This window comes from Corynebacterium sp. HMSC072D12 (assembly GCF_001813925.1).
In the GTDB taxonomy this organism is placed as follows: Bacteria; Actinomycetota; Actinomycetes; order Mycobacteriales; family Mycobacteriaceae; genus Corynebacterium; species Corynebacterium aurimucosum.
Genome location: NZ_KV814399.1, coordinates 42,010 through 60,683 on the forward strand (window position 1 = coordinate 42,010; position 18,674 = coordinate 60,683).

The 18,674-nt window shown below is 61.7% G+C and carries 21 protein-coding genes; 14 read left to right on the forward strand and 7 right to left on the reverse strand.

All coding sequences use genetic code 11. The features are described 5' to 3' along the window. Nucleotides 1–16 precede the first annotated feature (16 nt). The 3 genes from proC to HMPREF2943_RS12180 all read left to right on the forward strand — a co-directional run bounded on the left by proC (nt 17) and on the right by HMPREF2943_RS12180 (nt 1,543). Entirely contained in the window at nt 17–808 is a 792-nt protein-coding gene (gene proC / locus HMPREF2943_RS05480) for a pyrroline-5-carboxylate reductase (protein WP_070443935.1), read from the forward strand. 200 nt (nt 809–1,008) lie between these two features. Continuing rightward, the gene (locus tag HMPREF2943_RS05485) at nt 1,009–1,197 is read left to right on the forward strand and encodes a helix-turn-helix domain-containing protein (RefSeq protein ID WP_010189818.1); all 189 of its coding nucleotides are present in this window, start codon (nt 1,009–1,011) and stop codon (nt 1,195–1,197) included. Between the two features lie 244 nt (nt 1,198–1,441). Continuing rightward, on the forward strand, nt 1,442–1,543 hold the full coding sequence (locus tag HMPREF2943_RS12180) for a 30S ribosomal protein bS22 (protein WP_003855542.1): 102 nt from the start codon (nt 1,442–1,444) through the stop codon (nt 1,541–1,543). Between the two features lie 119 nt (nt 1,544–1,662). On the opposite strand, the gene HMPREF2943_RS05490 is transcribed toward HMPREF2943_RS12180, so the two are convergent. After that, a complete protein-coding gene (locus HMPREF2943_RS05490) occupies nt 1,663–2,883 on the reverse strand; it encodes an HNH endonuclease signature motif containing protein (RefSeq protein ID WP_083313810.1) in 1,221 nt (406 codons plus the stop codon). Nucleotides 2,884–3,080: 197 nt separating this feature from the next. On the opposite strand from HMPREF2943_RS05490, the gene HMPREF2943_RS05495 reads away from it, so the two are divergent. Continuing rightward, nucleotides 3,081–3,659 carry an LURP-one-related/scramblase family protein gene (locus HMPREF2943_RS05495; protein ID WP_070711020.1) on the forward strand — a complete coding sequence of 193 codons (579 nt, stop codon included), beginning with the start codon at nt 3,081–3,083 and terminating at the stop codon, nt 3,657–3,659. Here HMPREF2943_RS05495 and HMPREF2943_RS05500 read toward each other — a convergent pair. Further along, on the reverse strand, nt 3,656–4,672 hold the full coding sequence (locus HMPREF2943_RS05500; protein ID WP_070711021.1) for an HAD-IB family hydrolase: 1,017 nt from the start codon (nt 4,670–4,672) through the stop codon (nt 3,656–3,658). The genes HMPREF2943_RS05495 and HMPREF2943_RS05500 overlap by 4 nt on opposite strands. Nucleotides 4,673–4,778: 106 nt before the next feature. Here HMPREF2943_RS05500 and HMPREF2943_RS05505 point away from each other — a divergent pair, with 106 nt between their 5' ends. From HMPREF2943_RS05505 to HMPREF2943_RS05545, 9 genes are all read left to right on the forward strand, one after another. After that, entirely contained in the window at nt 4,779–5,018 is a 240-nt protein-coding gene (locus HMPREF2943_RS05505; RefSeq protein WP_070447908.1) for a glutaredoxin family protein, read from the forward strand. Nucleotides 5,019–5,123: 105 nt separating this feature from the next. Continuing rightward, complete coding sequence (locus HMPREF2943_RS05510; protein ID WP_070711022.1) at nt 5,124–6,500, forward strand: glutamyl-tRNA reductase; 1,377 nt, start codon at nt 5,124–5,126, stop codon at nt 6,498–6,500. Then, nucleotides 6,501–7,391, forward strand: coding sequence for a hydroxymethylbilane synthase (gene hemC / locus HMPREF2943_RS05515; protein WP_070447912.1), 891 nt, complete (start codon nt 6,501–6,503; stop codon nt 7,389–7,391). It abuts the gene before it with no gap. A 179-nt stretch (nt 7,392–7,570) separates the two neighbouring features. Then, a complete protein-coding gene (locus HMPREF2943_RS05520) occupies nt 7,571–9,253 on the forward strand; it encodes a bifunctional uroporphyrinogen-III C-methyltransferase/uroporphyrinogen-III synthase (protein WP_070447915.1) in 1,683 nt (560 codons plus the stop codon). An 85-nt stretch (nt 9,254–9,338) separates the two neighbouring features. Next, entirely contained in the window at nt 9,339–10,316 is a 978-nt protein-coding gene (gene hemB, locus HMPREF2943_RS05525) for a porphobilinogen synthase (RefSeq protein ID WP_070645783.1), read from the forward strand. 10 nt (nt 10,317–10,326) lie between these two features. Next, nucleotides 10,327–11,025 (forward strand): MFS transporter, encoded by a 699-nt coding sequence (locus HMPREF2943_RS05530; protein ID WP_070645785.1) that lies wholly within the window; start codon nt 10,327–10,329, stop codon nt 11,023–11,025. Beyond that, nucleotides 11,022–11,519, forward strand: a complete 498-nt coding sequence (locus HMPREF2943_RS05535) for a tellurium resistance protein TerC (RefSeq protein WP_070711023.1) — start codon at nt 11,022–11,024, stop codon at nt 11,517–11,519. The genes HMPREF2943_RS05530 and HMPREF2943_RS05535 overlap by 4 nt, the downstream gene beginning before the upstream one ends. Before the next feature lie 38 nt (nt 11,520–11,557). Continuing rightward, entirely contained in the window at nt 11,558–12,598 is a 1,041-nt protein-coding gene (gene hemE, locus HMPREF2943_RS05540) for a uroporphyrinogen decarboxylase (protein ID WP_070645787.1), read from the forward strand. Further along, a complete protein-coding gene (locus HMPREF2943_RS05545) occupies nt 12,599–13,981 on the forward strand; it encodes a protoporphyrinogen oxidase (RefSeq protein WP_070711024.1) in 1,383 nt (460 codons plus the stop codon). Here the strand turns inward: HMPREF2943_RS05545 and HMPREF2943_RS05550 are convergent. The 5 genes from HMPREF2943_RS05550 to HMPREF2943_RS05570 form a co-directional block, all read right to left on the reverse strand. Next, nucleotides 13,978–14,232, reverse strand: coding sequence for a Txe/YoeB family addiction module toxin (locus HMPREF2943_RS05550; protein WP_070645789.1), 255 nt, complete (start codon nt 14,230–14,232; stop codon nt 13,978–13,980). The genes HMPREF2943_RS05545 and HMPREF2943_RS05550 overlap by 4 nt on opposite strands. Before the next feature lie 5 nt (nt 14,233–14,237). Beyond that, a complete protein-coding gene (locus tag HMPREF2943_RS05555; protein ID WP_070645790.1) occupies nt 14,238–14,495 on the reverse strand; it encodes a type II toxin-antitoxin system Phd/YefM family antitoxin in 258 nt (85 codons plus the stop codon). Nucleotides 14,496–14,563: 68 nt separating this feature from the next. Beyond that, nucleotides 14,564–16,075 (reverse strand): ABC-F family ATP-binding cassette domain-containing protein, encoded by a 1,512-nt coding sequence (locus tag HMPREF2943_RS05560; RefSeq protein WP_070711025.1) that lies wholly within the window; start codon nt 16,073–16,075, stop codon nt 14,564–14,566. Nucleotides 16,076–16,160: 85 nt separating this feature from the next. Continuing rightward, complete coding sequence (locus HMPREF2943_RS05565; protein WP_070711026.1) at nt 16,161–17,177, reverse strand: ABC transporter permease; 1,017 nt, start codon at nt 17,175–17,177, stop codon at nt 16,161–16,163. Beyond that, complete coding sequence (locus tag HMPREF2943_RS05570; RefSeq protein ID WP_070711027.1) at nt 17,177–17,755, reverse strand: ABC transporter ATP-binding protein; 579 nt, start codon at nt 17,753–17,755, stop codon at nt 17,177–17,179. The genes HMPREF2943_RS05565 and HMPREF2943_RS05570 overlap by 1 nt, the downstream gene beginning before the upstream one ends. Nucleotides 17,756–18,141: 386 nt before the next feature. Between HMPREF2943_RS05570 and HMPREF2943_RS05575 the strand changes: the two genes are divergently transcribed. Then, on the forward strand, nt 18,142–18,663 hold the full coding sequence (locus HMPREF2943_RS05575) for a Fic/DOC family protein (RefSeq protein WP_210388760.1): 522 nt from the start codon (nt 18,142–18,144) through the stop codon (nt 18,661–18,663). The last annotated feature ends 11 nt before the right edge of the window (nt 18,664–18,674 follow it).

Below are 18,674 nucleotides of genomic sequence, written 5' to 3' on the forward strand. Positions count from 1 at the left end.
TGGCACCCTGGATAGCATGACAAAAATTGCAGTACTTGGTGGAGGACAAATCGGCGAAGCCCTAGTTTCCGGGCTGGTGAATGCGGGCTATGACGCCGCGGACATCGTGGTGACCAACCGTCGTTCCGAGCGCAGCGAGGAGCTAAAGAGCGCCTATGGCGTGTCGGTCACGAGCGATAATGCTGCGGCTATCGACGGCGCGGAATACATCTTCGCGTGCGTGAAGCCCTATGCCATCGAGGAGCTCCTTGAAGGCCTCGACATCCCCAAGACGGCCGTGGTTGTGTCCATGGCTGCCGGCCTGACCCTCGAGACGTTGGAGAAGGCCGCCGGCGAGGGCGTGCCAGTCGTCCGCGTCATGCCGAACACCCCCATGTTGGTGGGCAAGGGCATGTGCACCTGCGCGGGTGGTTCCCACGTCACCGAAGAGCAACAGGCTGGCGTGGTCAAGCTTCTGGAAGCCGTCGGCGAGGTTGCTGTCATTGAGGAGAAGCACATCGACGCCGCCACCGCACTGGCAGGCTCTGCTCCCGCGTATTACTTCCTTGTCACCGAAGCGCTGATCGACGCCGGTGTGCAGCTCGGCCTCACCCGTGACGTCGCCGAAAAGCTAGCCACCCGCACCGCCCAAGGCGCGGGCACCATGCTGGCTGAATCCGGCAAGGATCCGGTGGCTTTGCGCGCAGGGGTAACCTCCCCGGGGGGAACCACTGCTGCCGCCCTTCGTGAACTCGAGGAGTCTGGCCTGCGGGGCGCGTTCTTCCGTGCCGCCGAAGCATGCACCCAGCGTGCGCAGGAACTTGCTTAAAATTTCCCGCCGTTCTGGTAGCCCTGTGGCATATGTTGTCACACGGGCTTGATGGGGAACAGCGGTGCGAAAGAGGAAAAAATTAGCTCTTGGGTCGCATTAGTCACACGTTTCACGCTAAGCTGGCAGGAGCGCGTGCGTGATAGTCCTGTGGGAGGGGAAGCCTACAGCGCGTCACGTGCTGAAGGGTTAAATAAACTATGACGAATGAAGATAAGGGAACTTTCCTGACCATCGCCGAAGTTGCGGAGATCATGCGTGTCTCCAAGATGACGGTGTACAGGTTGGTTCATGCAGGTGACATGCCGGCCGTGCGCGTGGGACGCTCCTTCCGCGTCCACGAATCTGCCGTCAAGGAATACCTTGAGGCCTCCGTATACGGAGCCTAGCGTTCACCTCTTTCTGGCAGCGCCCACCACTGCGGACCACTCGCGGTCCGCGGCGGTGGGCGCTGCCCTTAGTTTTGGTGCTGGGCAGGCCGCTAGGTAAGATAGTGAACATTCGTTTCGGCACTGGTATGCCTGTGTCTCCCTGTTTCGCAGGGGCCGCCACGAGTGCACCGTGTGTGGTTTCATTCCAGGCGTTGCCGGCCGGTTTACGTACGTACTGATACCGAAAGTGAGGAAACCTACTATGGGTTCTGTCATCAAGAAGCGCCGCAAGCGCATGTCCAAGAAGAAGCACCGCAAGATGCTGCGTCGCACCCGCGTTCAGCGTCGCAAGCTGGGCAAGTAAAGCTTCGCCTGTAACTCCCCGCATGGTCCTTTCAGGATCGTGGCGGGGAGTTTCTGTTATCTTTTCTCCTTCCCGCCGTTTCGGATGACTGCGCCGTCGTTTCAGACGACGGGAGCCGCTTAGAACGGAATGTCCTCCTGCGGGGAGGTCGGGGTACGGAGTTCCTCGGCAGCGGCCTGTGCTTCCTTAGCTTCTTGCTGGGCGCGCTCGCGGGTGGCCGAAATCTTTTGAGCCACCGTTTGTGCCCAACGCTTCGTTTTCTGTGCCAGCGGGCCAGTCGGCTCCGTCATAGCCCAGGTCCCGTCTTCGTAGAGCCACACGATGTCCCCGGTGTGCGGGTCCATGATGTAGTGCGCGCGCCCATCAGTCTTCATATTGTGGTGGTGCTGGCACAAACTGGCCAGGTTGCGTGGGTGCGTGGCGCCGCCGTCGGCGTAGTTGACGCGGTGGTCCATCTGGCACAGGTAGGCCGGCCGGTTGCACCCCGGAGCGCGGCAGGTGCCATCCCGGCCTTCCACGTATGTGCGGATGAGCTCCGAGGCGATGTAGCTGCGCGATTCCGGTGGCTGCGAGGAGAGGTCGCGCGTGCGCGTGACAGGCATGTCCTGTGACGTCCACCCATGGCCTTGGACGAAGGTGGGGGCGTTGTCGATATCGCTGGCTTGGTAGGTGTGCAGAATGACAGTCGCCGGCGGCGAGATACTACCGGCGATGAGCTTTTTCAGGGCATCAGCCTGTGAGAGTCCGTTCTCCTTTGCCGCTTGTTTGATGTAGCTATCCAGAATCATGCCCGTGGCGCTATCGGTATTGAGCTCAAGGATGCCGCGCTGGCCAGTATCGGTGAAGGTATACGTATCTTTCTGCGGGGAATTGCGAAAGCTAAAAGTCTTGTCAATACTCTTGCAAATATCGCGCAGTTTGCGCCCAATCTGCGCCGGGGTGGGAAAGACCTGATTCGGGGAGGTGGGGGTGAAGAAGGTGATCAGGGCATCGTCGATAAGCGCGAGCGTTTCTGGCGGCAACGCGCCCAGCTTTGTCAGGGTGCGGTCAATAGTGATGAGGGCCTTCATATCCAGCAGGAACTGGCTGTCCTGTAACGCCTTGACCTGCGGGAGCTCCGTGAGTCGGTGCACGGCCAGGCAGCATTCGCTCACGGTATAGTCGCCGACGCCAAGCTTGGCGACGAGCCTCTGGCACGCGACATCAAAATCCTCATCGAGGTCTGGCATGGCAGCTACCCACGAGCGGTAGTCTGCGCGGCGGGCGGCGCTGCGCTCCACAGCGAGGGCGCAGTCAGGGTTCATATGGGAAAAGTAGGCGGTTTGGGTAGCAGTATTCACGATGTCCTCTAAGCTTCTATCTCGATTCTATGTTCTAACAGAACTATAAAACACGCTTCTGACATCTATTCTGACCTGCGTCTATGCTAATAGTTGAGTGGGTGTTATGGGGTGTATATTTGCCTCTATAAACTAGGCGGGGGAGTGTCATCCTTCTGGCCCCACAGGAGCCCATCACGTACGTAAAATGGCGAACTATGTTGCCTAGACTCCTCACCCTTGACAGCCTGGTTATCTCACAGACCAAGTCCTTCATGCAGGATGAATTCCTGATCGCCGATGAACAAGGCGTGCCCGTCGGGACGATTCTGCAGTCGACGAGCCTGAAGGACATGTTCTTCAACTCCTCCCGCAGCCTCGAGGTTGCTTTTACCGATGAGCAAGGTAATCCGCAGCAGCCGCTCATGGTGATTAAGGATCCGCCGAACTTCGTGCGGGATACCTATGAGGTGTACCTGCCGGGCGTCGAGAAGCCCATGGCGGTCGTAACTAAAAAATTCTCCCTCCTGAAGACGCGCCTGAGCTTGGAAATGGAGGGCTTCCCGGAGATTGAGATTGAAGGCGATGTCTGGGATTGGAATATCACGATTACTAGCCAAGGCCAGCCTCTAGCGGAAGTTCGCAATGAGTGGGCGGGCGTGGGCCGGTTCCTCGCTGGGAAGAATACGTACCGCCTCAGCATTGCGCCGGGGCTCGACCCACAACAGCATGCCGGGCTGATTGGTGCGGTCATGTGCATGGACATGCTGCGCACCAAGGCACAGGGCAGCAGTTAGCGGCGCACGAAGCGCCAGCTGCCATAGGAGAAGAGCGCGGTGGCTAGCGCGGGGAGGCCATAAGCGCGCACGGCCTTGCGCACGGAGCGGTAGTCGCGGATGAGCCAGCCTTTTTCCTCTGCAATATCGCGCAGCTTGGAATCCGGATTAATGGCCACGGGGGTTCCCACCATGGAAAGCATCGGGACATCGTTGGCGCTGTCGGAGTAGGCGGTACAGCGCTCAAGATCGAGGTTCTCCAGTGTGGCGAGCGCCGCCACGGCGTGCTTCTTACCCGGCCCGTGGAGGATATCGCCCACGAGGCGGCCGGTGAAGCGGCCATCTTTGACCTCCGCCACGGTGCCGAGCGCGCCCGTGAAACCGAAACGCTGCGCCAGAATCTGCGCCAGCTGCACGGGGGTGGCCGTGACCAGCCATACCTGCTGGCCAGCGTCGAGGTGCATTTGCGCCAGCTGCTTCGTGCCCGGGTAGGCCTTGCGGGCCATGGATTGGTCCACGATGCTCTCGCACAAAGCCACCATTTCCTCCACTGAGCGGCCCTTGACAAACTCGAGCGCTTGCACGCGCCCTGCGGCCACGTCGGCGGCGTTCTCCGAACCGGAAATCCGGAATTTTAGCTGCTTCCAGGCGATGGGCAGGATCTCTGAGAGCTTGAAGTAGCGACGCCGCGCGAGGCCCAAGGCAAAAGACACGAGCGAGGACCCTTGGACCAAGGTGTTATCCACGTCGAAGAAGGCGGCAGCGCCGGTGTCCTGGGGGATGTCTGGGTCGGGCTCAGTGATGGAGCGCGCGCCGGCGGATTCGAAGGAGCCCCGAACGGAGTCCACACCAGAAGAAAAAGCATCCAGGTCGATGCCGAAGAGGTGCTCTACCGCCGCGGCTGCCGACGCCTCACCGGCCGCCCTCTGGTGCTCTTCACCCAGCGGGGCGAAGGCCTGCTGCTCCAGGAAATTACGCAAGTTTCCCCTGCTTGCGGTCCAATTGGCAAGGAACTCACGGGGAGAATCGGGCATACCAGGAGGGGGCGGGAGAGGCACGCGTTCAGCTTTCATAAGGCGGGAAGACTAACGTGTCCATAGTAAACCGCGAACCGTTCTACGTCCTATCGAGGAGTTCTTAATGTCTCACGTCGTCGAGCTGATGGTGCGTACCACGTGCGGCTCCTGCGCGCGCGTTCTGGAGCAGATTACCCCGGTGGTCCGGCAGGCTGGGGCAGAGCTTAAAGTGCGCAACGTCGATGAGGATGCGGAGCTGGCCATGGAATATGGTGATCGCGTCCCCGTTGTGGTGATTGATGGCGAGGAGTTCTCCTGCTGGGAAGTGGACAATGAGGAGCTAGCGCAGGCGTTGGTGGAGTAGCTTTCCTCGGGGACTCCCGCGAGTTTCGGAAACGAGCTGAAAACTAGTAGTCTTTTGGATGATCTATGTCATCCAAAGGGATGATGCAAAACTGGAGGGTAGTGCATGAGTGTGCTCGTCGTGGGCATGTCGCATCAGTCGGCGCCGGTGGCGCTGCTGGAAAAGCTGAGCATGGACGAGACCGTGCAGAATGACACCTGCCGGGCCATGGTATCGGCAGGCTCGTTGACCGAGGCGATGATTATCTCCACCTGTAACCGCCTCGAGGTTTATACCGTCACGAGCTCTTTCCACACGGGCGTCCAGGATGTCGTGCGCAACCTCGCTGAAGTCTCCGGGGTGGAAGAGGAGAAGCTGCGCTCCTATCTTTATGTGCGCTATGCCGACGCCGCCGCCGAGCACCTCATGATGGTGGCCTCCGGCTTGGACTCGATGGTGGTGGGTGAGCAGCAAATCATCGGCCAGGTGCGCACCGCCTACCAGTTTGCTTCGGAGCAAGGAACCGTCGGCCCGCGCATCCACGCGCTGGCACAGTCCGCGCTGCGTACCGGCAAGCGGGTGCATTCCGAAACTGAGATCGATGAGGCGGGCTCCTCCATGGTCTCCTTTGCTTTTGATCAGGCGCTGAGCCGCATGGGCAGGGAAGATCTCGCGGGCAAGCGCGTTCTCATCTTGGGTGCAGGTGCAATGGCCTCGCTGGCGGCAACGCACGCGGGGCGCCTGGGTGCGCACCTGATTATTGCGAACCGCACCATTGCCCGCGCTGAGCGCGTGGCGCAGCACGCCCATGAGGCGGGCGTGTACGCAGACGTTATTGAATACTCGGAACGCGCCCAAGCCCTGCGCGATGTGGACGTGGCGATCTCTGCCACCGGAGCCCAGGACTTCACTATTACGGCGGCCGACGTCGAGCGCTATCACGTGGCCGACCGCGAACTCATGCTCGTGGACCTGTCTCTGCCACGCGATATTGATGACGCCGTGGCAGAAGCTGAGGGAGTCGACCTGGTCAATATCGAACGTCTCAATAACTCGCTGCAGGCGGCCGATACTGATCTGGCAGCGGGTAGCAGCCCACACGCGCAGGCGCGGCGCATCGTCAGTGAAGAACTGGAAGCCTATGCTTCCGAGCAGCGCGTCCGCGACGTCGTCCCAGCCGTATCGGCACTGCGCAAGCAGGCGGCAAACCTGGTCCAGTGCGAGGTGGCGCGGATGGAGCAGAAGCACCCCGAGTTGGACGAGCGCCAGATGGGAGATATCAATCGCGCGCTCAAGCGCGTTGCGGATAAGCTGCTCCACGAGCCCACGGTTCGTGCGAAGCAGCTCGCAGCTAACTCTGGCACCGTAAGCCATGAGACCGCGTTGCAGGAACTCTTTGGACTCCACCTGGAGGGCAGCGGCGTAGCAGTAGACATGGCAGATCTGCCGGATGCCGCGCAGATGGAAGCCGCGGAACGTACTAAGGAAGAAAAGGACGCATAGATGTTGAAGATCGGTACCCGAGGATCCCTCCTGGCCACTACTCAGTCGGGCCACGTGCAGGAGTGGTTGCAGCAGGAAGGCTATGAGGCCGAGTTGCACATCGTTACCACGCAGGGTGACGTCAACATGGCTCCTGTGGAGCGCATCGGCGTGGGTGTGTTTACGCAGGCCCTGCGTGAGGCCGTTGACCGCGGCGAGTGTGAGATCGCAGTGCACTCCTTCAAGGACCTGCCCACGGCTGCCGACGAGCGTTTCGACCTCGTGGTGCCGCAGCGCCAAGACGTCCGTGAGGCGCTCATCGCCCGTGATGGTCTGACCCTCAAGGAACTGCCGGAGGGCGCACGTGTGGGTACCTCCGCGCCGCGGCGCATCAGTCAGCTGCGCGCTATGCGCCCGGACCTGGATATTCGTCCGCTGCGCGGCAATATCGATACCCGCATGGGCAAGGTCACCAGCGGCGAGCTCGACGCCGTCCTCCTGGCCTACGCTGGCCTCGTGCGCGCGGGCTATGCTGATCGCGCCACCGAGGTTTTCGATCCGGAGGTCTTCATGCCCGCACCCGCGCAGGGCGCGTTGGCCATCGAGGCTGTCAAGGGAACTGAGGCAGCGAAGGCCATTGCTCTGCTTGCCGACGCCCCCGCCACCGCCGCCACCCGCGCCGAGCGCACCGTGCTCTCCCAGCTGGAGGCCGGTTGCACCGCGCCGGTCGCTGCCACTTCCCACTGGGAAGGCGAGCAGCTGGTCGTTCGCGGCGGTGTCTTCGCCCTCGACGGCTCCCGTCAGCTCATCGCTCAGGCCCAGGGCTCGGCAAGCGAGGCAGAAGAATTGGGACGTGCAATCTCCAAGGAGCTCTTCGCTCAGGGCGCTGCGGACGTGCTGGCAGCGGAATAACCGCACGTAATTTTTGCTTTGGGGCCTTTTCCTTTAGTGTGTATCTAGCACACGATCATTGAGAGCAATGATTTAGGCCCCCTTAACTCGCGAGTGAGGGGCTTTCTTGTCTCCACTCCCGCGCCTGCCACAGCGGTGGCACCGGGGCACTCGGAATCCACAAACTAGAAAAGAACCTTATGAGCAATGCCGTTCCGGATACCCAGCCTGAGCTGGGTAAGTCTGATCTGGGCAAAGTCGTCTTCGTCGGTGCCGGACCAGGTAATCCCGACCTGCTGACCGTTCGCGCCCGCGAGGTTCTGGAGACGACCGCCAACGTCGTTACCGACCCGGGGGTCTCGCAGGGCGTGCGTGACATGGTGGCGCAGCAGGTGCCGGTTCCGCAGGAGCTTCTCGACGCCGCCGAGGAAGAGTACGAGCGCATCTGCGCCGCCGCCAAGGAAGCGGGCGCGCGCCGTAAGCCGCCGCGCCCGGCACCGCCGACGGCGGCGGTCTTTGAGGAGGTCGAGGGGGACGTCGTCAAGCAACTGCGTAACGCGCTCGAGCGCGCCGAGGGACACGACGTGATCCGTCTGGTTACCGGTAACCCGCTCAACCGTGAGTCCATCAAGGCGGAGATCACCGCCGTGGCCAATGCGGGCATGGAATTCCAGGTAGTCCCGGGTATGTCTCTGCCTTCGACGGTTCCCTCCTTCGCAGGCATTGCTCTCGGTGCGACCTATACCGAGGCCGACATCACGGAAGGCGCGGACTGGGATGCGCTGGCCACCGCGACGCAGCCGCTGGTTTTGCAAGCTACGGCAGATGACCTGCCGGTTATTTCCGCCGAGCTGGTGGAGCGCGGGATGCCCGCGGAGACGGAAGCATACGTCACCGTCCACGGCACCACGCGCCTGCAGCGCACGCACGAGACCACGCTGGGAACACTCGGCAAGCTTGACGCTGAGCTGCCGGGCGAGCTCGTGGTCACGCTGGGGCGCAGCTTTGATGATCGCTCGAAGTATTCCTGGTGGGAGAACCGTTCGCTCTATGGTTGGCGCGTGCTGGTGCCGCGCACGAAGGAGCAGGCCGCAGCGATGAGCGCCCGACTGGCTGGCCACGGCGCCATCCCGCAGTCGGTGCCCACCATCTCCGTGGAGCCGCCGCGCAACCCGGCGCAGATGGATCGCGCCATCAAGGGCATTGTCGAAGGTCGCTATAAGTGGGTCGTGTTCACCTCCGTCAATGCGGTGAGCGCGGTGTGGAAGAAGATCGCGGAACTCGGCCTCGATGCCCGCGACTTCGCCGGCGTGCACCTCGCTGCGGTGGGGCAGAAGACCGCCGATGCTATTCGCGCCAAAGGCATGGTCCCGGAGCTTTTGCCGCCGGCGACGAAGCAGAACGCCGAGGGCCTCGTGGAGGTCTTCCCCAACTACGTTGAGGATATCGACGCCGTGGGGCGTGTACTGCTGCCGCGCGCCGATATCGCCGGCGAGGCGCTGGTGACTGGCCTGCTGGACTTGGGCTGGGAAGTCGATGATGTCGTGGCCTACCGCACGGTGCGTGCGGCCCCGCCGGCGGCGGAGATCCGTGACATGATCAAGACCGGCGGCTTCGACGCCGTTGCCTTTACCTCGCCGTCGACGGTGCGCAACCTCGTCGGCATTGCCGGCAAGCCGCATGCCCGCACCATCATCGCCTGCATTGGCCCCTCCACCAAGGCGGCGGCTGAGGAGGTGGGCCTGCGCGTGGACGTGGTCCCGGAGGTCGCGGATGTGCCGATGCTTGTCGACGCCCTCGCTGACCACGTCGCAGCCCTGCGTGCTGCCGGCAACCTGCCAGCTCCGCGCAAGAAGCGCCGCTCGCGCAAGAAGACGGCGTAGACCGCTTCTGGGCGGGCATGTAAGGGGCGACTAGAGTCGGGAAGGTAGTTCAATTTTCTCGTAGCTCAAAGGAGAGTTTTTACTCATGAGCATTGCTCGCCGCCCCCGCCGCCTACGTCAGAACCCGGCTTTTCGGGATTTGGTTGCGGAAACGTCGCTGCGCCCCTCCGACCTTATCCTCCCGATGTTCGTGGTCGACGGTCTGAATGAACCCCGTGACATCCCCTCCATGCCGGGCGTGCAGCAGCACAGCCTGGATTCCCTCAAGCGTGCCGCGCACGAGGCTCTCGATGCGGGCGTGACCTGCGTTGACCTCTTCGGCGTGCCGCGTGAGGAAGACAAGGACGCGACCGGCTCCGTGGCCTGGGACCCACAGGGCATCCTCAACGTGGCGATTGCGGAGCTGCGCCAGGAATTCGGCGATGACCTCATTGTCATGGCGGATACCTGCCTCGATGAGTTCACCTCCCACGGCCACTGCGGCGTGGTCGATGACCAAGGCCGCGTGCTCAACGATGAAACCGTGGAGCTTTACCAGGATATGGCCCGCTCCCAGGCCCGCGCTGGTGCACACATGGTCAGCCCGTCCGGCATGATGGATGGACAGATTGCCGCCATCCGTGAGGCCCTCGATGAAGCCGGCCACGAGGATGTTGCGATCATGGCCTACTCGGCCAAGTACGCCTCGGCCTTCTTCGGCCCCTTCCGCGATGCCGTGGGTTCCTCCCTGGAGGGCGACCGCCGTACCTACCAGCAGGACCCGCGCAATTTCCGTGAGTCCATGCTGGAGGTAGACCTGGACATCGAGGAAGGCGCGGACATCGTCATGGTTAAGCCTGGCCTGCCGTACATCGATGTGCTGGCCGGTGCTGTCGAGCGCTCCTCCGTGCCGGTAGCTGTCTACCAGGTCTCCGGCGAGTACGCGATGATTCAGGCCGCTTCCCAGAACGGGTGGATCGATGGCGAGGCCGTTATGCTGGAGTCCTTGACCGCGTTCAAGCGTGCGGGCGCGGATCAGATCCTGACCTACTTCGCCACGGACGCCGCCCGCTTGCTCAAGTAAAAGGAGAATCGTGACGTTCAGCCCGAACACTACGCCGTCGGCCCACAGGCCGGCGAAGCAGGATACGGAGCCGGATAAGGAGCAGACCAAGCGCACCGAAGCCGTCTCCCTCATGCTCAAGGTGTGGACCGTTGCCTTGGTGCTCGAGGTGGTGCACCTGGTCTTGAGTATCGTGCTGACCCTGCTGAATAGGGAAGAGCTCTTTGCCCAGGCCCGCACTACGGCGGAGTCCGCAGCGGAGAAGTCCGGGCAGGACGTCAGCGATGCCCTCGTACAGCTCGTGGGCTATGGCTCGGTGGCCTTCAGCTCGCTGATTTCACTCGCCATCGTGGTGCTGTTGGGCATCATGCTGGGCTTTATACACAAGAACTCCAAGGCAGCCGGTACTGGCCGGCGCCTGTGGTTTGCCTTCTCCCTCTACTTTGGCCTCCGCGTGCTCATCGTCTTCATCAGCAGCCCCGCCGGGGCGAGCGCGCCGGATTGGCTCTTCCTGCTTGATGGTGCCGTGCAGATCCTCGTCGGCGTGGCGGCCGTGATGGGCTTGATGTTCTCCACCAAGGAAGAGGTACTTGAATACACCGGCGAAATGGAGCAGCTGCGCCAGATGCGCAAGGAGATGGAGGAGCAGCGCCGCCAGGAAAACCTGGAGGAGCGCGAGAAGAAAAGCAAGGACAGGGAGAAAGAGGACAGCAAGGACGGCAAGCGATGAGCGAGCGCCCCGGCCCCGCGGACTATAACCGTCGCCCACGCCGCCCTAAGAAGCAGGGCGAGCAGGACTTTTCCACTTGGCCTTCCCAGCTGCGCATTGCCTACTGGGTCTGTGTCATCGCCGCAATCGTCATGCTCACCGCCGGGATGGTGGGCCTCTTCGGCTCCTATACATCGGTGACGAACACCCAGCTCAGCCCAGAGCAGGTGGACTATATCCGCTTCAACACACGTTTCACGGCCATCTCCAACGTGGTGGGTGCCGTCGTCATTGCGGCGTGCTCCGCGCAGCTGGCGAGTGGCTCGATATGGGCGCGTCGCATCATTACCGCGGTGTCTGCTTACATCATGTTCGTCAGCATTGCGGCGCTGATCGCGGGCGTGGGCGGGCTGCTCTTGTTGCTTATCCCGATGGCGCTCATGGTGGCCATCTACTTCCTCTTTCACCCGGATTCGACGGCTTTCATTAAGGCCCGCCGAGCCCAAAACTCCTGATTGGCGCCTACTCCAACTTTTGATTCATAATGGACGGTATGTCTCGACTGTCTGATGCGCCGCTGATTGCTGCCGCTACTGGCCACACGCCTTCCCGCCCGCCCGTCTGGTTCATGCGCCAGGCGGGGCGCTCTTTGCCGGAGTACCGCAAGGTACGCGAGGGAATCAGCATGCTGGATTCCTGTTTCATGCCGGAGCTCCTGGCGGAGATCACCCTGCAGCCGGTGCGTCGCCACGATGTTGATGGCGCCATCCTGTTCAGCGATATCGTTGTCCCGCTCAAGGCAGCGGGCGTCGGCGTGGAGATCGTCCCCGGCCGCGGCCCCGTCATGGATGCACCCGTGCGCACCAAGGAGGACGTGGCCAACCTGCCTATCCTCGACGTTGATGTGCCAGAGGTACGCCAGGGCATTGAGATCATCCTGAGCGAGCTCACCGACAAGCAGGCCCTCATCGGCTTCGTCGGCGCGCCCTTCACCTTGGCCAGCTACCTCATTGAGGGCGGCCCCTCGAAGAATCACGAGCGCACTAAGGCTCTGATGCATTCCGATCCGGATACCTGGCACCGCCTCATGCAACGCCTCACCCCGACGATCATCTCCTTCCTTCAGCTCCAGCTGGATGCCGGCATTGACGCCATGCAGCTCTTCGATTCCTGGGCGGGCTACCTCAACGAGCGCGATTACCGCGAGTTCGTGCTGCCTTATTCGGAACAGATCCTCAAGGTTGCAGAAGGCCGCGTGCCGCGCATCCACTTTGGTGTGGGGACCGGCGAGCTGCTCGGCGCGATGTCGGAGGCTGGTTCTGAGGTCATGGGCGTGGACTACCGCGTGAGCATGGATGCCGCCGCGGCCCGCGTCAACGCGGACATTCTCCAGGGCAACCTCGACCCGGCTCTGCTGTTCGCCGGCGAGGATGCGGTGCGCAAGGAAGTACACGCCATCAAGGCAGAAGTAGATGCCGCCCGCGCGGCAGGGAACCTGCGTGGACACATCTGGAACCTTGGCCACGGCGTGCTGCCGACCACGGAGGCGGAGGCCATTACCCGCGCCGTCGCCATCATTCACGAGGAGGGCTAAATGAAGATCGCGATCATCGGTGCGGGCCTAGCGGGCCTCACCGCGGCATGGGAACTCAAGCAGAACACGAAGGGCCCCCACGACATCTTTGTCTTCGAAGCAGCCGACCGCATCGGCGGCAAGCTGCACACCGTGGCCTTCAACGGCGGCCCCACGGACATGGGCGCGGAGGCCTTTATCCGCCGCCGCCAAGACGCCGTGGACTTCTTCACGGAGCTGGGCCTGCAGGATTCCTTCGTGGAGCCCAATCCGGAGCTGCGCCCGCGCGTGTATACCGGTGGCGCGCTGCACTTCCTGCCGCAGGGCGGGGTCATGGGTATTCCTTCTGAGCCGCAGGACTTCTTCTCCGAGGCGACCAACGAGCGCATCACCAACGAGCAGCCCTTCGAGTGGGAAATTGGCGGGGATGTCTCCGTGGGTCAGCTCGTGCGCCAGCAATATGGCGATGACGTGGTAGACCACGTGGTCTCCGCGCTGCTCGGTGGCGTTTACTCCTGCTCGGCCGATGACCTGGGCCTGCGCGCCACGGTTCCGCACCTGGCGGCCACGCTGGACTCACTGGCCAAGGAAGGACCCGTCACGCTGTCGGCAGCTATCAAGCAGATCGAGTCTGGCCGCAGCCCGGCCGAAGGTTCCGTCTTCGGCACCTTCAAGGGCGGCTACGCAGAGCTTTACGAGGCCCTGGCTGAGAAGTCCGGCGCGCAGATTCACCTGGACGCCTTTGTTTCTGGTGTGACGCGCAAGGGCGATGCCTTCGAGGTCAAGGGCGCGCCGGGGGATATCGGTCCATTCGACCGCGTGCTCTTTGCCACCCCGGCTCCCACGACGGCGCGCCTGCTCAAGGCCGTGGCCCCCGAGGCCGCCCAGAAGCTGTCCACCGTCCAGCTGGCCTCCTCTGTGGTCGTCGGTTTCAACTTTGCCTCCGCCACGGATCCGGAGGGCAATGCGCTTCCCGACGCCACCGGCATCCTCGTCGCCTCCGACGAGCCCGACGTGCGCGCCAAGGCCTTCACGCTCTCTTCTAACAAGTGGCCGCACCTGAACGAGCGCGAGGGCTTCCTCGTGCGCGCCTCCTTCGGCCGCTTCGGGGATGATGCCCTCGTGCGCGCGGAGGAGGATGATCTCGTGGACTATGCCCTCGATGACCTGCAGAAGATCACCGGTTTCGACGGCCGTGCTAGTGGCGTGGAAGAGATCTACACGCAGCGCTGGTTCGGCGGCATCCCCCGCTATGACGAAAAGCACCTGGCCACCGTTGCCGCCGTGCGTGCCGCGCTTGCCGACGTCCCCGGTATCGCCACCGCCGGCGCCTGGGCCGATGGAGTCGGCGTGCCCGCTGTCATCGCCGGCGCCCGCGCTGCCGCGCAAGTACTCGTTAGCTAGTAGTGGTATCTGCACCCAGCAATCTCAATTGTCGCGCCCTTAATGCGATAGATCAGTCGGTGCTCTTCGGTAATTCGCCGAGACCAGAACCCGGACAACTCGAATTTGAGAGGTTCGGGTTTTCCTATTCCTTCGTTGCCGTTTCGCGCAATGTCCTTAATGAGGTTATTGATTCTCTTGAGGAACTTCTTGTCGTGAGACTGCCACCAGAGGTAGTCCTCCCATGCTTCCTCTGTCCACGAAAGAATCATGGAGCTTAATCTTCCTCAATGAGCTCGTGTTCCGTTGCTTTCCCCGTATTGAGGCTCTCAATGGAGTCAAGTAGGCGCTGGGCATTGCGAGGGGAACGCAGAAGGTAAGCAGTTTCGCGAAGAGAGTTGTAGTCATCGAAGGAAACGATGACTGCAGACTCATGACCATTGCGAGTGATGATGACTTCCTCGCGGTCATCAACAACCGACTGCAATACTTCGGCGTACCGTGCTCTCGATTCCGAGTAAGACATGGTCTTCATAAGCGATCTCCCTTCTTGTACAAGAAACTGTACAACGAAAAGAGGATGGGCGCTAGAGAAGTTTCAGTTTATGGGGCCACGTGAACAGCGCGCGTCAGGTTGAGCCGCTCGCACACGTGCTCATCGTGGCTGACCAAGATGAATGCTCCGCGGTAGCTGGTGAGCACCTCAATTAGCCAGTCGGTGGTGGGGATGTCGATGTTGTTCGTTGGTTCGTCGAGAAGCAGGAAGCGCGGGGCTGGATCGCTGAGCAGGACGCGGGCGATTTCGACGCGGAAGCGCTCGCCACCAGAGAGTTGTCCCACCGGCTGGTGGATCTTGTCGTTGATAAAGAGCATCTGGGCCAGCTGGTCGCGCAGGAACTGCGGGTCTGCGCTGGGGTTGGCTGCCCGCACGATGTCGAACACCGATTTCTCTTCAGGCAAGACGATGCGCTGGCGGATGTATCCACAGGGCAGCGCGTATTCGACGTCGCCGCGGACAATGCGGTTGAGGAAGGTGGTCTTGCCGCTGCCGTTGGGCCCGGTGAGGCGAACGCGCTCGGGGCCAGTGATGCTGAGCAGATCGCTGACGAGCACTCGGGTGCCCGCGGGCAGCTCTGTGCCGGGGAGGTCGATGTGGACATGGGTGTCGTCGCGAAGCGCGCGCTGTGCCTTGTCGTGCGCCGACTGGGCGGCAGACACTGCATCGTTGGCCTGTTGAGAACGCCCAGCGGCGGAGCGCTCGGAACGGTTCTTGTCATTGCCCATGGCCATGCCGGGTTTGCGCTTCGAGTTGGAGAAGTTCTTGCCGCGGCGGGCATCGCGGGCAATGCGGGTCTGCATAGCGGCGCGCTCGCGGATCTGTTTGCGGTGGTTGGCCTTGGTTTCCCTGACCTTGGCCTGCGCGGAATCCTGCTCGGCATCAATCGCTGCGCGGTAAGAGGAGTAGTTTCCCTCGAACTCGCGCAGCGTTCCGTGGTAGAGCTCAGCGATGCTGTCCGCGTGCTCGAGGAGTTCGCGGTCATGTGAGACAACGAGAACCGGCATCGGCGCGGTGCGAATGAGCTCGAGCAGGCGCTGGCGTGATGAGGAGTCCAGGTTATTGGTGGGCTCGTCGAGGATCAGGAAATCCGGCTTGCGAAAGAAAGCGGCGGTCAGTGCCACCGTGACGGCTTCACCACCGGACAAAGTCCCTATAGTGCGATCTAGCGGGAAGGGGATACCTGCGGCGTCGAGAGTCGCTTCGATGCGCTCTGCCAAATCCCACTGCTCACCAACAGCGGCGGCGAGGTCGTCTGAGTATTCGCCAGCCTCAATGCGGTCAATGGCGCTGAGGATCTCTGTTGCGTCAAAGACATCGGCGATGGTGTCAGACGTGTGGAGGCCTAGGTCTTGGTCGACATAGATGACTGAGCCCGCGGATACGGTTCCCGAAGTCGGAGCAATGAGGCCTGCAAGTACCTTGGCTAGCGTTGATTTTCCGGATCCATTCGCCCCGACCAAGCCCGTGAAGTGGGAGGAAAAGGAGCCGGTGAGGTCCGTGAAACAGGGGGTGCCGTCGGGCCAAACGACGGTGAGATGAGAAAAAGAAATAGGCATGAAGAAATCCACCTTCGAGTAAGTCGCGCAAAAAGAGTGACGTCGAATTAGGAAAAAATCTTCATGCCTGAAAGGCTAGCCCCGGCTAATACCCGAGCGCAAGGGCCGCCACGCCAAAACCGAGGGCGCCGCGGGCAATGTAGTGCAGCACCTCGGGGGAGAAGGAGACACCGAAACCGCCGCTATCCAGCATGGACATGCTGTCTACCCGTGCCGGGCGGGAACGCTTAAACGACGCCCAGCTAAGACCGGCGATGATGAGCGCCACTGCGATGGCGGAAAGATTCCACACCAAGAGGAGGATACCGGCACCAAGGAGTGCCGTGCCCACAGAAGCTATAAGGGGAAGGCCCCAGTCGGGCCATGCATCGTCGCTGACGCGGCCGAAGGAGGCGGCGCGCCCAACCGCCGCACCGACGATGCTCCACGCGGACATGAAGCCGACGATGGCCAGCGCCCCGAACTGTGGGGCGAACCCCAACGACAAGCCGAGGGCCGCGAGCGCACCGACGCCGATGTACCACCGTCGTCCCAAACGACGGAAGAAGAGACTCATTAACGTCGATGGCGCATGGGCGCGACGAGGAATCCACGCGGATTGGCTCGCAATGGCATCAGAGGTGACTTCCGAATCGAGAAGGCTTAGGCCAGAACCGCCGACCAGGCGCGTGCGCCCAGCGCTGAGTAGCGAAGCCAGCGTGAACGAGCGCCACCCCACGACGAAACGTAGGGCCGGGACTACCAGCGCGAACCACGGGGATAGCCCGGTGGACACGCAGATGCCGAGGCCCAAGACCCCAAAGCCGACCAGCTGCGCCCACGTGATCCAGTCCGTACCGCGGAGCCGGCCGCGCGGGCGATCAACGTACACCCAACGCTCCCTGGATAACGCACGTAGGGGATAAAGCGTCTCGGCGAACACGATGAGAGCGAGCAGTCCCACGATGCCGGCAATCGGAGCGATACTAGTCAGCGTGATGCGCGCCGGGATGGCAGGCGCGACGGCGCCGACTTCTTGCCATCCTGTGTAACCGAAGCCGATGACGATGCCGGCGAGAATGAGGTACCAGATACCGTCGCCCAGTCGAGATAGAGCGCGCATCACAGCTGCACCACCTCGTCGCATGCCTGGGTGATGGTGTCGGAATGTGAGGCCACGACGATGCAGCGATTCTCTTCGTCGGCTAGGTAGCGCAATTCGCTGGCGAGGAACTCGGTCCAGGCGGCGTCGAGGTGGCGCTCGGGCTCGTCGATAAGTAAAGCACGCGCCGGCTGGTACAGCTGCGCGGCCAGAAAAACGCGCTGGCGCTGGCCCGAGGACAGGCGCGAGGCGGGGTGCGGAAGGAGCGGCTCAAGCGTCCAGAGCTCGCAGAGCTTGGCGACGTCCACCCCTGCCGCTTTCCCCACCAAGTCCAGGTGCTCGCCAACGGTGAGGTCGGGGAGGAAAACCGGCTCGGCCACCGTAATCACAGCACCCGGCTGTTCCTTCGTGCCGATAGGATGTCCGTCCCACTCCACTGATCCATCGAGAGGGGCAAGTTCTCCGCCGAGCGTGGCCAGCAACGTGGATTTACCGGAACCGTTGGGCCCAGCGAGGCCATAGATGCGGCCTGGGGCGAAGTTCTTTTCAAGGTGTCCAAGGGGCGTGGAATGCCCATAATCGGCGTCGATGGAAAGCATTGCTGGGCGGCGATCTCCTTACATTGGGCGGCTAGACAATAGTTAAAACTTATTGATGAAGTTTAGCAAAATGCACGCCCTGAACGTTGTCCTAGTGATGGGAAACGCCCTTGGGATTAGTGTTATGAGCTGCTAAAATGAGAGAAAATGTAGTTGAAAACTCGGGAGGGCAGCAATGTCGGAGCCTATTCAAATTGAAAGCAGCAGTAGTAGCGGCCGTGATCCGTTAGCGTTGAGTGATGCTGCGTTACGTTTAGCAGGCCACGATGTGACTGATGAGTACGTGCGCCAGCTAGGCCGCGAGATAGCCGCAGGGACACTATCTGCCGACGAAGCAATCGCTCGTGTACGGCGTGCTTCGCTGAAGTAGAGCGCGGGGGAGAAACATGAGCGGGGGCTGGGAGAACTATTTCATTCCAGGGACCAAGGTTCTGAAGAATCGCTTGGGGTTAGATGACGCAGAAGAACTACGGATCTTGGAAGAAAAGCTTGTATTTCTTCGGATGACCGAGTTGGACTCGGCACCTGTGGAAGGTGCTTTTGATTATGCGCATTTCAAGGCCATACATCGACATCTTTTTCAGGATGTGTATGAATGGGCGGGTGAAGAGCGAACTGCCCCTACAGACCAGTTCATGATTAAGGCTGGGCATGCCTACTACCCGGCGGGACCGGAAATGACGAAGGCAGCAGAGAAGCTGTTTGCGGGGCTTGCGAAGGACAATTTTCTGCGTGGTCTAGGGTTTGATGATTTCGTAGCCAAGCTGGCGGAGCTGTGGGGTGAGCTCAATGTGGTGCACAGCTTTAGGGAAGGGAATACCCGCACACAGACGGTGTTCTTTGACGCGCTGGTTACGGCGGCAGGATATCAACTCCGCGCGCTTTCACAGTCAGGACACTGGAGATAACGCGCAGCTGG